This window comes from Shewanella sp. FDAARGOS_354, from assembly GCF_002209245.2.
Taxonomy (GTDB): domain Bacteria; phylum Pseudomonadota; class Gammaproteobacteria; order Enterobacterales; family Shewanellaceae; genus Shewanella; species Shewanella xiamenensis.
The window spans coordinates 620,742-636,243 of sequence record NZ_CP022089.2; the positions used below are offsets into that span (position 1 = coordinate 620,742).

The 15,502-nt window shown below is 45.3% G+C and carries 13 protein-coding genes; 7 read left to right on the plus strand and 6 right to left on the minus strand.

Annotated elements, in window-relative coordinates; all coding sequences use genetic code 11:
* Positions 1 to 139: 139 nt before the first annotated feature.
* The 4 genes from CEQ32_RS02910 (at position 140) to CEQ32_RS02925 (ending at position 2,867) form a co-directional block, all read left to right on the plus strand.
* Positions 140 to 1,012, plus strand: coding sequence for a DUF6279 family lipoprotein (locus CEQ32_RS02910; protein ID WP_088585482.1), 873 nt, complete (start codon positions 140 to 142; stop codon positions 1,010 to 1,012).
* 51 nt (positions 1,013 to 1,063) lie between these two features.
* Positions 1,064 to 1,657 (plus strand): DoxX family protein, encoded by a 594-nt coding sequence (locus CEQ32_RS02915; protein ID WP_047538935.1) that lies wholly within the window; start codon positions 1,064 to 1,066, stop codon positions 1,655 to 1,657.
* Positions 1,658 to 1,786: 129 nt separating this feature from the next.
* Positions 1,787 to 2,335 carry an NAD(P)H nitroreductase gene (locus CEQ32_RS02920; protein WP_047538933.1) on the plus strand — a complete coding sequence of 183 codons (549 nt, stop codon included), beginning with the start codon at positions 1,787 to 1,789 and terminating at the stop codon, positions 2,333 to 2,335.
* A 34-nt stretch (positions 2,336 to 2,369) separates the two neighbouring features.
* A complete protein-coding gene (locus CEQ32_RS02925; RefSeq protein ID WP_047538930.1) occupies positions 2,370 to 2,867 on the plus strand; it encodes a GNAT family N-acetyltransferase in 498 nt (165 codons plus the stop codon).
* 83 nt (positions 2,868 to 2,950) lie between these two features.
* On the opposite strand, the gene astB is transcribed toward CEQ32_RS02925, so the two are convergent.
* Positions 2,951 to 4,285 carry an N-succinylarginine dihydrolase gene (gene astB, locus CEQ32_RS02930; protein WP_037419515.1) on the minus strand — a complete coding sequence of 445 codons (1,335 nt, stop codon included), beginning with the start codon at positions 4,283 to 4,285 and terminating at the stop codon, positions 2,951 to 2,953.
* Positions 4,286 to 4,616: 331 nt separating this feature from the next.
* On the opposite strand from astB, the gene topA reads away from it, so the two are divergent.
* Positions 4,617 to 7,253: a type I DNA topoisomerase gene (gene topA, locus CEQ32_RS02935; RefSeq protein WP_088586936.1), complete on the plus strand. Its 2,637-nt coding sequence runs from the start codon at positions 4,617 to 4,619 to the stop codon at positions 7,251 to 7,253.
* A 144-nt stretch (positions 7,254 to 7,397) separates the two neighbouring features.
* Here the strand turns inward: topA and zomB are convergent, their stop codons facing one another.
* On the minus strand, positions 7,398 to 8,177 hold the full coding sequence (gene zomB, locus CEQ32_RS02940) for a flagellar motor control protein ZomB (protein WP_037419518.1): 780 nt from the start codon (positions 8,175 to 8,177) through the stop codon (positions 7,398 to 7,400).
* Between the two features lie 227 nt (positions 8,178 to 8,404).
* Between zomB and cysB the strand changes: the two genes are divergently transcribed.
* Positions 8,405 to 9,379, plus strand: a complete 975-nt coding sequence (gene cysB / locus CEQ32_RS02945; protein WP_011622367.1) for an HTH-type transcriptional regulator CysB — start codon at positions 8,405 to 8,407, stop codon at positions 9,377 to 9,379.
* An 87-nt stretch (positions 9,380 to 9,466) separates the two neighbouring features.
* Here cysB and CEQ32_RS02950 read toward each other — a convergent pair whose 3' ends face one another.
* The 4 genes from CEQ32_RS02950 to CEQ32_RS02965 form a co-directional block, all read right to left on the minus strand.
* Positions 9,467 to 10,129: a response regulator transcription factor gene (locus CEQ32_RS02950; RefSeq protein WP_037419521.1), complete on the minus strand. Its 663-nt coding sequence runs from the start codon at positions 10,127 to 10,129 to the stop codon at positions 9,467 to 9,469.
* 209 nt (positions 10,130 to 10,338) lie between these two features.
* Positions 10,339 to 10,770, minus strand: a complete 432-nt coding sequence (locus CEQ32_RS02955; protein ID WP_037419524.1) for an acyl-CoA thioesterase — start codon at positions 10,768 to 10,770, stop codon at positions 10,339 to 10,341.
* Between the two features lie 149 nt (positions 10,771 to 10,919).
* On the minus strand, positions 10,920 to 11,984 hold the full coding sequence (locus tag CEQ32_RS02960) for a 3-deoxy-7-phosphoheptulonate synthase (RefSeq protein ID WP_037426544.1): 1,065 nt from the start codon (positions 11,982 to 11,984) through the stop codon (positions 10,920 to 10,922).
* Positions 11,985 to 12,165: 181 nt separating this feature from the next.
* Positions 12,166 to 12,978, minus strand: a complete 813-nt coding sequence (locus CEQ32_RS02965; protein ID WP_011072591.1) for a pyruvate, water dikinase regulatory protein — start codon at positions 12,976 to 12,978, stop codon at positions 12,166 to 12,168.
* A gap of 124 nt (positions 12,979 to 13,102) precedes the next feature.
* On the opposite strand from CEQ32_RS02965, the gene ppsA reads away from it, so the two are divergent.
* On the plus strand, positions 13,103 to 15,472 hold the full coding sequence (gene ppsA / locus CEQ32_RS02970; protein WP_069455135.1) for a phosphoenolpyruvate synthase: 2,370 nt from the start codon (positions 13,103 to 13,105) through the stop codon (positions 15,470 to 15,472).
* Positions 15,473 to 15,502: the final 30 nt, after the last annotated feature.

Genomic DNA, 15,502 nt, shown 5'->3' on the forward strand with positions numbered 1-15,502 from the left:
CACCCATAATCCTCTGTAAAACCACTTAAGCAAAACAGTTAAGGTCAAACACTTCGTGATGTTTACTGCTATGTTATTGGTGCAACTTTTTGTTAACCTGGGTGTCGTAGGATGACAAAGAGAGAAAGGACGCAAATTGATGAAAAAAACCTTGTTGCTGTTGGTATTGGTGTTTGGGGTATCCGCGTGTTCGACTAAGTTTAGTTACCATTTTCTGGATTGGGCTATCGGTTGGGAATTAGATGACTATGTCACTTTAGATAAAACTCAGCAAAAGAGTATGGATCGGCTTATCGAAAAGTTTGTGCGTTGGCATCAATCTGAAGAGCTTGCTCACTATGTGGCGCAGTTAACCGAAGTTGAACATCTCATTCAAACCAATACCTTAACCCCTGCGCTTTGGGCTGAGCATGTCACACTCGCCAAGCGGCATTGGTTTAGGTTATTTGAGTTTGCGCTACCTGACATGTTGCCGATCATCGCATCATTAACGGATTCTCAGGTAAAGCAAATTCTTACCCAGTCTCGAAAAGACGAGCAGGAATTGATTAAGGAATTTGCCGGTAAAACTCCAGAGCAGCTACAACAAGAGGCCGATGAGAATCTTATCGAGCAATTCGATGACTGGCTGGGGAGCGTAACGGATGAGCAAAAAGCGCTTATCCATCAATATAATCAACAGCGGTTATCCACCCTAGATATGTGGCTCGACTACCGCCATGAATGGCTACGCCAGTTTGAGATAGCCCTCGGGCAGCGCAGCGATATTCCGCTGTTGACCGAGCGTTTGACGTTGCTGATGACACAGCCAGACGAGCTTAAATCAGAAAAACACCGCGCTATTTTAAGGCAAAATACCGAGGCCTTTGGGGCGTTATTGCTGGCCATTAATGCTAGTTTGACACCTAAGCAGTCCAAACATTTTTATAAGAAGCTGAACAAGCTTATTCAAGATCTTCGCGAATTAAATCAAGAGGGAATCGAAAAGGCTGTTAAGACTATGAAAGATTAATCCTGGTGACAAGGTCTATTGAGCAACGTCATTTTGTTGAAGATATAGCCCATGTCCCTCGTTTCTTTTTACCAAAAATCACTCAATGCTAGCCGTCTGTTTGATGGACTCGCACCCTTAGCCCTTAGGCTCTATCTTGCACCTGTACTGATGCAGGCTGGGTATAACAAACTCGCACATTTTGAAGACACCGTCGCTTGGTTTGCGAATCCCGACTGGGGGCTGGGTCTACCAATGCCGACATTAATGGCCGCGCTGGCGGCGGGCACTGAGTTTTTTGGGGCGATTTTGTTATTGCTCGGATTAGCCACACGACTGATTTCTATCCCGCTGATGATCACTATGCTGGTGGCCGCTTTTACCGTGCATTGGCCTAATGGTTGGCTGGCAATTGCCGATGGCAGTTCATGGCTGGCAAATGAGCGGGTGCTCGAGGCGGGTGACAAGCTGGATAAGGCCAAATCCCTGTTGCAGCAATACGGCAATTACGATTGGTTAACCAGTTCAGGTAACTTGGTTGTATTGAATAATGGAATTGAGTTTGCGGTGACCTATTTCATTATGTTGCTGGCACTCTTAAGCCTAGGTGGTGGGCGTTATACCAGTCTTGATTACGTTATCGCTAAGCGTTATGGCATAAAGTAAGCCGAGCGACCTTGCCTGTAAACGCTTTCAATCCCACTTTTACGTGGGATTTTTTGTACCTCTTTAGCCGCAATTTGCTATGCTTGAGCCAATTTATACGCACTCATTTATAAGAACAGGGATAATTACTTGGACGCTATCGAACTTTTACTCACCCGCCAATCTACTCCAAGATTAACCGCGCCAGCACCCAATGAGCATGAGCTTAAAATCATTTTAGATGCGGCGATTCGAGTGCCGGATCATGGCGCGTTAGCACCGTGGGAATTTATTATTGCCACGGGGAAGGGTTTAGACACCTTAGCGGATATCTATGTTAATGCCGCCAAAGCCTGCGGCGCCGATGAAGATTTTATCAACAAAGCCAAAGGGATGCCGATGCGCGCGCCCATGGTGATTACGGTTGTAGCGAAAACCCAACAACATCCTAAAGTGCCAGTGCTCGAGCAGCAAATTGCAGCGGGCTGCGCTACGATGGCAATGCAGCAAGCGGCATTCGCCTTAGGATTAGGCGCAGTGTGGCGCACGGGGGATTTTGCCTTTGATGCCAATGTGAATGCGGCGTTAGGCTTAGCACCAGAGGATCAAATCGTCGGCTTTTTATATGTTGGCACCCCAGCGGTAGCCGCACCGAAAAAACCGCAAAAAGATGGCAGCCAGTACGCCCGTTACCTATAACCTAGTTTATCCCCTCTGAATGGGAGTCGTGAGTATGCAAGTTGCCCAAACCCCAAGATTACTGCTGCGGCAGTTAACGCCCGATGATGCGTCATTTATTTTGGTGCTACTCAACACCCAAGGATTTATCGACAATATTGGTGATAAAGGAGTGCGTAGCTTGCAGGACGCCAAGGATTATATCGCTAATGGGCCTGCTATCAGCTATCGCGAGCATGGTTTTGGGTTATTTGCCGTGGTACTGGCCGAAAATGGTTTTCCGATTGGGATCTGCGGGTTAATTAAAAGACCCACGCTGAAGGATGTGGATTTAGGTTATGCTTTTTTGCCTCAATATTGGGGCAAAGGCTACGCGTTTGAAGCCGCTAGGGCATCACTGGAATTCGGTAAAACCTTAGGGATTGAACGGATTGTCGCGATTGTCAGCCCACATAATCAGGCCTCTAAGTCGCTGCTGAAAAAATTGGGCATGTCGTTTGAAACCGAGTTGCAACTAACGCCTAATGACCCCCCAGTTGAATTATTTTCCTGATAAATTCGAAGCACTCAAAAAATGAGGCCCCAACATTGGGGGCCTCATTATGCGATTAACTAACGTTACTTTTTACTGAAACACTATCGCTGGAATGGATATACGCTCCCGAGTTTCATAATTTGAGTGAGCTCATCTAGCGCGGTGCGTGATTCGATAACGAGTTGTGGATCGGCTAAATCCTGAGTTGATAAACGGTCGCGATAGTGCTTATCTACCCAAGCGTTTAAACGTGCAAATAAAGCATCGTTAAGTAAAGTGTGCTGATTTACTGCGGCAACTTCGCGCTCATTCATGGCAACCCGTAAACGTAAGCAGGCTGGGCCGCCGCCATTTTGCATACTTTGTTTCACATCGAAATACAGCACTTGTTTGATTGGCGTATTTAAGGTGAGTAGCTCATTTAAATAAGCATAAACAGCGGGGTTTTCTTGGCAGTCGGTTGGGGCAATGATCGCCATCTCTCCTGAGGGGAGAGTGATGATTTGGGTATTAAATAGATAACTTTTCACCGCATCGTTAATCGCCACTTTGGCGGTTGGAACTTCGATAAAATATAACTCGGTATCGAGTTTGCGTTTTATTTCATCCAATTTTGCCTGTGTATTTAAGAATGCTTGCTCATGGTAAAACAGCACATTTTGGTTACCCACGGCAATTACATCATTGTGAAATACGCCTTGATCAATCACGTCGGGATTTTGTTGAATAAAAACGCAGTTATCCTCTTCGAGTTGATGCAATCTTGCTATCGCCATCGAGGCCTCGAGGGTTTGTCTTGCCGGATATTTCAGTGGTTTAGGAGCATGAGGATTTGTCGCCTCTTGTCCATAAACAAAGAGTTCAACCCCAGCATGGCCGTATTCCTGACACAGGCGAGTGTGGTTCGCTGCGCCCTCATCACCGAAGCTATTATGCTCAGGTAAATGATTATGGTGATGAAAATAGTGGGGATCATTGAAAGTTGCTGTTAAGATGCGCCCCGTTGTGATGGGCTCGATGCTGCGATGCAACTTATCGACTAGATTAGCGGGCGTGAAATGCAGTTTACCATCACGGGTGTCGGCACTGGGTGACACGGTAGCCGCATTAGCCGTCCACATGCTTGAAGCACTGCAACAGGCATTAAGTAGTGCAGGCGCGGTTTTAGCGGCTTGTTGTAAAACTTGGGCATCGCTGCCAGAAAAACCAATTCGGCGCAGCGTGTTAAGATCGGGGCGCTCTTGTGGCGCTAACATGCCTTGGATCATCCCTAAATCAGCGAGTGCTTTGGCTTTTTGCAAACCTTGTTTAGCGGCGGCTTTAGGATTAGAGACTAAAGCGGCGTTGTTGAGTGAGGCCACATTGCCAAAAGACAAACCGGCATAATTGTGGGTTGGCCCAACGAGTCCGTCGAAATTCGCTTCAAAGTGCTTCATTGCATATCCTTGTGATAGGGAAGGTTATTATTTATTCAAATGGTCCCTGAAGCGACCCAGTATACTGAAGGTTTTTGTGGGCACAAGCGCACGGTTTTGTGCTCAAAGCGACTTTTTCGCGATAAATGCATAACTATTTCTTGCTTGCTGGCAAATAATGAAATATTAGTTTTTAATTACGCAATATTATTTTTTTACATTTTTTCAACTTTGATTAAAAAGTGACTCGCTGGTACATATAAAAGAGGGATTAGCTTGAAACTCTCAATGCAACCCTCTATATATGGAGCCAATTTCCACCTTCTTGAGATTTTTTGGCGCAAATCAAACTATGGGTAAATCGCTAGTTATTGTCGAATCACCGGCCAAAGCTAAGACCATTAATAAATATCTTGGCAAAGAATTCATCGTTAAATCGAGCGTAGGTCATATCCGTGATCTGCCTACATCTTCTATATCTGACGGCACCGATAAGGTGAAACCTGCCGCCGAAGTAAAGAAGATGTCGCCAGAAGAAAAGGCGCGATACAAGAAGATGAAAGATCATCAAGCGCTGGTATCGCGTATGGGCGTTAACCCTGAAAAGGGCTGGGCGGCTAAATATCAAATTCTACCGGGTAAAGAGAAAGTGGTTAAAGAGCTGCAAGCCTTAGCCGATTCTGCTGACCAAATTTATCTCGCAACGGACTTAGACCGTGAAGGGGAAGCCATCGCCTGGCATTTGCAAGAGGTGATTGGTGGCGATCCTTCACGTTATCAGCGCGTGGTGTTTAACGAGATCACCAAATCTGCGATTCAAGAAGCCTTTAGTAAGCCTTCTTCCCTCGACACCAATATGGTTAATGCCCAACAGGCACGACGCTTTTTAGACCGTGTCGTCGGCTTTATGGTGTCACCACTGTTGTGGAAGAAGGTTGCCCGTGGTTTATCCGCAGGACGGGTACAATCTGTGGCAGTGCGTCTCGTGGTGGAACGCGAAAGTGAAATCAAAGCCTTTGTGCCAGAAGAGTTTTGGGATGTGCATGCTGAGCTCAATACGCCAGCCAGCGAAGCACTGCGCATGGAAGTGGTTAAGTATTTAGATTCAGCTTTTGAGCCAACCAACGAGCAACAAGCGTTAGCCGCGGTGCAGGCCTTATCTTCGGCCAGCTTTAAAGTGATTGCCCGTGAAGACAAAGCGACTCAAAGTAAACCTTCTGCCCCCTTTATTACCTCCACCCTGCAACAAGCGGCCAGTACTCGTTTAGGCTTTGGGGTGAAGAAAACCATGATGATGGCGCAGCGCTTGTACGAAGCGGGTCACATCACGTATATGCGTACCGACTCGACAAACCTAAGCCAAGAGGCCTTAGACAGCGTACGTGAGATGATTGGCAAGGAATACGGCGCCAAGTATTTACCTGCCGAGCCTATCCGCTACGGTTCTAAGGAAGGCGCACAAGAAGCGCACGAAGCGATTCGTCCTTCAAATGTCAATGTTGAAGCTGCGGCTTTAACTGATATGGAACGTGATGCGCAGCGCCTTTACGAGTTAATTTGGCGTCAGTTTGTCTCCTGCCAGATGACACCTGCCCAATACGACGCGACTAAACTCACGGTGAAAGCAGGCGACTACGAACTTAAAGCAACAGGACGCATCCTGCGCTTTGACGGTTGGACCCGTGTTCAAACTGCAATCAAGAAGAAAAACGAAGAAGACAATACGCTACCGGCAGTGAACGAAGGGGATGTATTATCTCTCGTTGAACTCGAGCCTAAACAACATTTTACTAAGCCTCCTGCGCGATACAGTGAAGCGTCATTGGTTAAAGAGTTAGAGAAGCGCGGTATTGGCCGTCCGTCAACCTACGCCACCATTATTTCGACGATCCAAGAACGTGGCTACGTGAAAGTGGAAAACCGCCGCTTCTACGCTGAAAAAATGGGCGAAATAGTCAGTGAACGCTTAGTCAATAGTTTTGCCGAGTTGATGAGCTATGACTTTACCGCCAGCATGGAACAGACCCTCGACGATGTTGCTAAGGGTGAGTTGGATTGGAAAAAAGTGCTCGATGGTTTCTATGCTGACTTCACTAAACAATTAGAGAAAGCAGAATTAGCACCGGAAGAGGGCGGTATGCGCCTCAATCAAATGGTGATGACCAATATTAAGTGCCCGACTTGCGGTCGTCCAATGGGGATCCGTACCGGCACAACAGGGGTATTCCTCGGTTGTTCTGGTTACGAGTTGCCACCAAAAGAGCGCTGCAAAACCACCATGAACTTAACGCCAGGCATTGAAGCGATCAGCGATAGTGAAGATGCCGAAACCGATGCATTGCGTGCCAAGCACCGCTGTGGTATTTGCGGCACGGCGATGGACAGTTATCTTATCGACGAAAAACGCAAACTGCATGTTTGTGGTAATAACCCTGTTTGTGAGGGGTATGAAGTCGAAGAAGGGCAATTTAAGATCAAAGGTTACGAAGGCCCATTAATCGAATGTGACCGCTGTGGTCATGATATGGAACTGAAAAACGGTCGTTTTGGTAAGTACTTCGGTTGTACGAATGCGGAATGCAAGAATACCCGTAAATTACTGAAAAACGGTGAAGCGGCGCCACCAAAAGAAGATCCTATTTACTTACCAGAGCTGAAATGTAGCAAGTCGGATGCGCACTTTGTGCTGCGTGACGGGGCGGCAGGGATATTCTTAGCGGCCAGTACCTTCCCTAAATCGAGGGAAACCCGTGCGCCACTGGTTGAAGAATTAGTGAAATACCGTGAACTCTTATGGCCAAAGTATCAGTATCTTGCTGATGCACCTATCGCCGATGATGACGGCAATAAGGCTGCGGTGAAGTTTAGCCGTAAAACCAAAGAGCAATATGTGGCGACGGAAGTCGACGGTAAAGCCACTGGATGGTCCGCCCATTATGTTAATGGTAAATGGGTAAGTGAATCATCAGCGAAGAAAGCGAAGAAATAAACATGTGCTTATGGGCATGTTCACAAATCGTCATTGAGGATGAACGCTTTGTGAATATGCTCTAGGTTGTGTTACTGCTTAAGTTAGATTTCAACCAATAAAAAAGCCAAGTCACTGACTTGGCTTTTGTGTTTTAAAGATTGATCACCATTTCTTTTTCGGTTGAAACAGCATATCGATATCGTCTTCTTCATTCTTGGGTTTAGGTGCACTGGGTGCAGTGAGTTTTTGTGCGCCCATAATTTCATCTAATAGCATTTTGGCTTCATCGACTTTACGAGCGATGAAGGGATCGTTTGGCGTCTGCGCTTTAATCGCATGCAAAGTGGCTAATGCTTTAGTCACCATTTGCTTTGAAGATCCGTATTGCTTCATAAAACTTGCGGCGCGAGCACGTGACAACATAGAGTCAACGTTAATTCTGAGCTGTAAACTATCAATACGATTTTCTTCCTGACCAAACACCGCTGGGTCGACTCTCCCTTTGTTATGCTCTGCACGCAAAATGGCTTTTAGTTTCTTTAACGTTTGTACTAACACCAAAGTTTGTTTGTCGTTATCAGGCAATCTAAAATTCTCAATCGGCGGGACTTGAGGTGGGTTAGCTTGTAATGAATCAATTTGATTTTTGATATCGGCAAGTCGACGTTGAAAATCAGCTTGTTGTTGGCTTGTGCTCAGTGATGTTGCCATTTCCAAAGCATCTTGAACACGGCGATAGAGCACTAACATTATATGTGTACTACAAGGTATCATCCCTGTATTGGATAATACGGTTTCTGTTTCATCAAGAATCGCACGTTGGCGGGCAAATTCAATCCTACGTTCAGCCTCTGCACGTTCTTTTTGTTGTTGTATTACGTTAATTCCGATAACAAGCAGTAATAGTGCACCGATGAGGATCAGAACCAAGGTGAATGTCATAGCTGTTCCATTATTTATCCAATTGAGCTAATGCTACAATAAATCAATAAACTAGCATAGTTATCTTAGCCTAGGTTATCATTTCTGTCGTTTGAAACATAAGACTTGTGCTCTATATTCCTATTTGCTTTAATTTTTACTATATACTATAACGATTGATTATAGCTGATACTGAGTGGTGCTATTTTAACCAATCCATTTCAGCCTGTTTGAGACAAGGACATAAGATGAAACTGCAACAGCTCAGGTATATTGCTGAGGTCGTAAAGCATAACCTTAACGTATCGGCCACAGCTGAAAATTTATACACATCACAGCCTGGGATCAGTAAGCAAGTTCGCATGTTGGAAGATGAATTAGGTATTCAAATATTTGGTCGCAGTGGTAAACATTTGACCCATGTGACGCCAGCTGGACAGCAGGTGATTAATATCGCCAATGACATCTTAGGTAAAGTTGAAAGTATTAAAAAAGTATCTGAGGAATATACAAAACCGGATCAAGGTGAATTGAATATTGCGACAACGGATACCCAAGCTCGCTATGCTTTACCCCATATCATTCGCCAGTTTATCGACCGTTATCCAAAAGTTAACCTACATATGCATCAGGGGACGCCATCGCAGATCAGTGAGCAGGCAGCCCGAGGTGATGCTGATTTTGCGATTGCGACCGAAGCGATGCATTTGTATTCCGATTTGATTATGTTGCCGTGTTATCACTGGAATCGCTCCGTCGTTGTGCCAAAAGATCATCCCTTGGCGACACGGACTCATATTAGTATTGAAGATTTAGCCCGTTTTCCATTAGTGACTTATGTGTTTGGGTTTGATCGGGCATCGGAAATTGAGAAAGCGTTTAATCGTGCAAACCTTGAGCCGCGGGTTGTCTTTAGTGCTACCAGCGCTGATGTGCTGAAAACCTATGTGCGCTTAGGCTTAGGTGTCGGAGTGATTGCCTCTATGGCGATTGATCCAAATATTGATAAAGATTTAGTTGCCATCGATGCTGGTCATTTATTTGCCCATAGCACCACTAAAATTGGTTTCAGGAAGGGTAGTTTCTTACGTAGTTATATGTATGATTTTATTCAACACTTTGCGCCACATTTAACTCGTGATGTGGTTGAGAAGGCCGTAGCACTGCGTGATCAGCAATTAATTGATGAGATGTTTGCAGATAAAAATCTGCCTATGCGTTGATTAAGCTACACTATTGGTGAAATTAATAAAAATGCCGCATCAATTGCGGCATTTTTATTGTGTAGAGAGTTGAAATGACACGCACGACTATGACAAATCGACTTTATCCATTTCAAGCTGACTTAAAGCAATAACCGCTTGAGTGCGATTTCGAACGCCAAGTTTTCTAAAAATGGCAGTGGCGTGCGCTTTTATTGTTGCTTCAGAAACCCCTAAGTCATAGGCGATTTGTTTATTGAGCAAGCCCTCAGCAAACATTTGCAGTACTTTATATTGCTGCGGCGTGAGATCTGAGAGCTTACTGGCCATTTTATCAGTGCTGTCATCTTCGATAGGTATAATATCAGCACCTTTAGGTAGCCATAAATCCCCACATAAAACAGCGGTTAGGGCTTCTTTCAAGGTTTCCATCGACGCCGATTTAGGGATAAAACCACTACCACCATAGTGAATAGCACGGCTAATGGTATTGATATCCTCGTGGGCCGAAATCACAATAACAGGCAGCTCAGGGTAGTGAGAGCGCAGATGGATAAGCGTCGAATAGCCGTGGGAACCTGGCATCTGCAAATCCAGTAAAACCAAATCGTAGCTGACACTTTGTGAATCTAACACAGACTGCAACGCATCGGCACTGTCAGCCTCAAACCACTGGGTGCGCTCAAAGGCACTACTGAGTGCTTGACGTAGTGCATTTCGAAACAATGGATGGTCGTCGGCAATAATTATATTTAAGTTTTCTAGCTTCATGGCTTTTTTGATTATGTTCGTGGCGCGTGAAGATTAAACCCAATGTAACAGAAAAGTAATCGAGGATCCTATTGGTTTATGCAGCAAGAAGGACAAAATTTTTATATGTTTCTGGTTGTTATACTTTTGTCTTGCTTAAATGAACGAATAAATTAGCCCTAAAACCTTGCTGTTAAAGGGCTAGAGTACGTTATTACGTAGTATAAATCTTATTCAGCCGTCCACACTTGGGTTGGATGGCGTTGTTCGTCTACCGCAACAAAGGTGAATACGCCACGGATCGCATGCTCACGGTGATCTTGGTACATGTCTTCGACAAAAATATTGACTTCGACCTTTAACGAGGTATTACCTACATGGATCACGCGGGCGATAAGCTCTGCTAAGGTACCCGCTGGAATAGGTTTTTTAAAGTCGATTCGATCAGAGCTGACTGTAACTAAGGCTTTACGGCAGAAACGAGTCGCAGCAATAAAAGCGGTTTCATCCATCCATGCTAAGGCTTCACCACCAAATAAGGTATTGTGGTGATTGGTGATAGAAGGAAATACGGCTTTGATTACACGCGCTTCGGATTGATTGATTCGTTGTTCAATGGCATCGGAAAAAGCAGGGCGAGTAGAGTCGAGTGAATGTGGCATACGGCAACCTGAGGTTATGCATTTTCAAGAGGCGCGATTATAGTGAGTTTTCAATTTGAATGATATAAAACGACTATATCGTTAGGTTTTAAGACAAAACGAAAAGTAAAAAGGCTTCCAGTGGAAGCCTTTAGTGTTTGGTAATCGACTTATTTACCGAGAAGTTCACGCCTATCGCGTGAGGCTTTAGCCAGATCTCGCAGTAATTTTTCTGAGTCATCCCAATGTAAGCAGGCATCGGTAATGCTTTGGCCGTAGCATAAAGGTTGACCCTCAACCACTTTTTGATTGCCTTCCTGTAAGAAACTTTCTGCCATGATGCCGGCAATGGCCGTACTACCGGCACGCATTTGCGCCATGATATTTTCAGCAACGACCAGTTGTTTTAGGTGATTTTTTTCACTGTTACCGTGACTAAAATCAACCACCACACGCGGCGTTACATTGACAGACTCAAGTTTTAATCTTGCTTGTTCAATATCCTGCTCAAAGTAATTAGGTTTTTTACCACCGCGTAAAATAATGTGCCCATAAGGATTGCCATGGGTACGATACACTGACATAGCGCCATCTTTATCTGGTGAATAGAAAATATGTGGCACTTTGGCGGCACGAACGGCATCAACGGCGATATTGATATTGCCATCGGTTCCATTTTTAAAACCCACAGGGCAGGAGAGTGCCGAGGCCATTTCGCGGTGGACTTGGCTTTCAGTGGTGCGAGCGCCGATAGCGCCCCAGGTGATTAAATCAGCAATATATTGACCGTTCACCATATCTAAAAACTCGGTGGCAATCGGCAATTTCAGCTCAGTGATTTGCTGTAGTAGCTGACGGGCAATACGCAATCCTTTATTGGGTTCAAAGCTGCCATCTAAGTCAGGATCGGAAATTAACCCTTTCCAGCCAACAATGGTGCGCGGCTTTTCAAAGTACACCCGCATTAAAATACAGAGATCGTCCTTTAACTCTTGATGCAGCACAGCTAAACGGCGGGCGTAGTCGAGGGCAGCTTGCGTATCATGGATAGAGCAAGGGCCAATGATCACCAGTAGACGATGATCTTCGCCCATAATAATGGCTTCAACTTCACGACGTTGCTGAACGAGGTAATCGGCTGCATCTTGGGTTAACGGGTACTCAGATGCCAGTTGTGCAGGTGAGATGACTTTAGCTAATAAGGAAGTGCGTAATTCGTCTGTTTTAATGGTCATTCAAAATACCGAGCTTGCGTGCGGCGCTTTTCGCCAGATTGCCTCGGATTATAACGAATCGAACAGCATTGCACAGTGCCAATTGTGTTAATTGTCGGCAACTGTGCAATGAATTTGATTTAAGTTAGACCTATTTAGCCTAAATCGAGGGACTCGATTGTCTCGTTCGAAATCATCAAGATTAGAACATATGACGTTCTAAGCCGGTGACATCCAAAATCTTAGTGGCGATTTCTTCGACCGAGTGGTTGGTGGTGTCGATATAGGGAATACGTTCACGTTTGAACATCATCTCGACTTCTTTTACCTCTAAACGACACTGCTTTAAGGAAGAGTAGCGACTGTTTTCCATCCGACTTTGGCGGATTTCATGTAAGCGTACCGGATCGATGGTCAACCCAAACAATTTTTTCTTATTGCGTTTTAAGGCTTCGGGCAGTTTAAGGTTATCCATATCGTCTTCGGTGAACGGGTAGTTAGCCGCTTTAATACCAAACTGCATCGATAAATAGAGGCTGGACGGGGTTTTACCGCAGCGAGACACGCCCAGCAGGATCAAATCGGCCTGATCCATATGCTTCATGGTTTGGCCATCATCATTATCCATCGCAAAATTGATGGCATCGATACGGGCTTCATAACCCTGATTGGCTTTACCGTGGGTGCGGTGTAATACAGGCGATGCACTTACGCCTAAATGTTGTTCAAGTGGAGCGACGAAGGTATTTAAAAAATCGTAATCGAGACCTTCACTCGAATAAATGATGTCCCGAATTTCCGGTTTAACGATTGAATGGAACACTAAGGGGCGTTCGCCTGTTGTAATAAAACAATCATTAATTTGTCGTTTAACGTTTTCAGCTTTTGCCAATGTTTCAACAAATGGAATTGTAAGTGACTCAAATTCTAATGGAAATTGCGAGAGAACTGCATGCCCAAAAACCTCTGCTGTGATCGCTGTGCCGTCGGAGATGTAAAATACCTTTGGTGCCATACTGACCTCTTGTAGTAATAAAATTACAAATAAAATTATAGATTTACGCTTCTTCAGCGGGAGTGTAAAATGCCGCTGCCCTCGTGTGAAGGGGCCACTGAAATAAACTTGCGGAGATAGAACTGTGCAGCAATACGTACTCTGGTATCAGGAATTAGGCATGGGTGACGTCAACTTGGTTGGCGGTAAAAATGCTTCTCTTGGCGAGATGATCAGCAATCTAGCTAATGCCGGTGTTCAAGTACCTGGCGGATTTGCGACTACTTCTTATGCGTTCAATGAGTTCCTTGAACAAAGTGGAGTAAACCAGAAGATTTATGACATTCTAGCCACACTGGATGTAGATGATGTCAATGCACTGGCAAAAGTAGGTGCACAGATCAGACAATGGGTGATTGACACCCCATTCCAACCAGCTTTAGAGCAAGCCATTCGTGAAGCTTACGATAAACTTGCCGCTGAAACTAGCGATGCATCATTTGCAGTACGTTCTTCTGCTACCGCAGAAGACATGCCAGATGCTTCTTTTGCTGGTCAGCAAGAAACCTTCTTAAACGTGAAAGGATTTGACTCTGTACTCGTGGCGATTAAGCACGTGTTTGCGTCACTCTTTAACGACCGTGCTATTTCATACCGTGTTCACCAAGGTTATGAGCACCACGGTGTTGCCCTGTCTGCCGGCGTACAACGCATGGTTCGTTCAGACAAAGCGGCATCAGGTGTTATGTTCACCATGGACACTGAATCAGGCAACAACGATGTGGTGTTTATCACTTCATCTTTCGGTCTGGGTGAAATGGTTGTTCAAGGTGCGGTAAACCCTGACGAATTCTATGTCCACAAACCTATCCTTTCTCAAGGTCATAAAGCCGTTGTTCGCCGTAATATCGGTAGTAAGCTCATCCAGATGGTGTATTCCGATGATGCTGCTCACGGCAAACAAGTGAAAATTGAAGACGTTGCTGCTGAAAAACGTCGTCAATTCTCCATCAACGACGCCGAAGTGATGGAACTGGCTAAACAAGCGATGGTTATCGAAAAACACTACGGTCGTCCAATGGACATCGAGTGGGCGAAAGACGGTAACGATGGCAAACTCTATATCGTTCAAGCGCGTCCAGAAACGGTTCGTAGCCGTGAAGACGTACAATTAATTGAACGTTACCACTTAAAGAGCCGTGGCGCAGTGATCTCTGAAGGTCGTGCTATCGGTCATAAAGTGGGTTCAGGTGTGGCTAAGGTATTAACCTCTATCGCTGACATGGATCAAATCCAACCAGGCGATGTGTTAGTGACCGACATGACAGACCCAGATTGGGAACCTATCATGAAGCGCGCCAGCGCCATCGTGACTAACCGTGGCGGTCGTACCTGTCACGCGGCGATTATTGCCCGTGAATTAGGCGTACCAGCGGTAGTCGGTTGTGGTGATGTGACCGACCGTATCAAAAATGGTCAGTTAGTGACAGTATCTTGTGCCGAAGGTGACACAGGTTACATCTACGAAGGTAAACAAGAGTTTGAAGTGATTTCAAACCGCGTTGATGCACTGCCTACATTACCGATGAAGATCATGATGAACGTGGGTAACCCAGATCGTGCATTTGATTTTGCCCGTTTACCTAACGAAGGTGTGGGTCTAGCGCGTTTAGAATTCATCATCAACCGCATGATCGGTATTCACCCGAAAGCGTTGCTTGAATTCAACCAACAAGATGCTGCATTGCAGGAAGAAATCAACGAGATGATCGCCGGTTACGACTCTCCTGTTGAGTTCTACATCGCTCGCTTAGTCGAAGGTATTGCATCTATTGGTTCGGCTTTCTATCCGAAGAAAGTGATCGTACGTATGTCAGACTTTAAGTCTAACGAATACGCTAACTTAGTCGGTGGTGATCGTTACGAACCTGACGAAGAAAACCCAATGTTGGGCTTCCGTGGTGCAAGCCGTTATATCTCTGAATCATTCCGCGATTGTTTCGCGCTTGAATGTGAAGCGATTAAGCGCGTGCGTAATGAAATGGGTCTGAAGAACGTTGAAGTCATGATCCCATTCGTCCGTACCGTGAAAGAAGCTGAGCAAGTGATTGAACTGCTGAAAGAGCAGGGCTTAGAGCGTGGTAAAGATGGTCTACGCGTCATCATGATGTGTGAAGTACCATCAAATGCGCTGTTAGCGGATCAGTTCCTTGAGCACTTCGATGGTTTCTCTATCGGCTCAAATGACTTAACACAGTTAACACTCGGTCTTGACCGTGACTCAGGCATCATCAGCCACTTGTTTGATGAGCGTAACGAAGCGGTGAAGATCCTGCTGTCTATGGCCATTAAAGCGGCTAAGGCCAAGGGTGCTTATATCGGTATTTGTGGTCAAGGACCTTCAGATCACGCCGATTTCGCGGCTTGGTTAGTTGAACAAGGCATCGATACCGTATCGTTAAACCCTGATACCGTAATTGATACTTGGTTATATTTAGCCGAAGCGCACGCTTGATCTAGGCCGTAATTTTATCAAGGTGTTAAA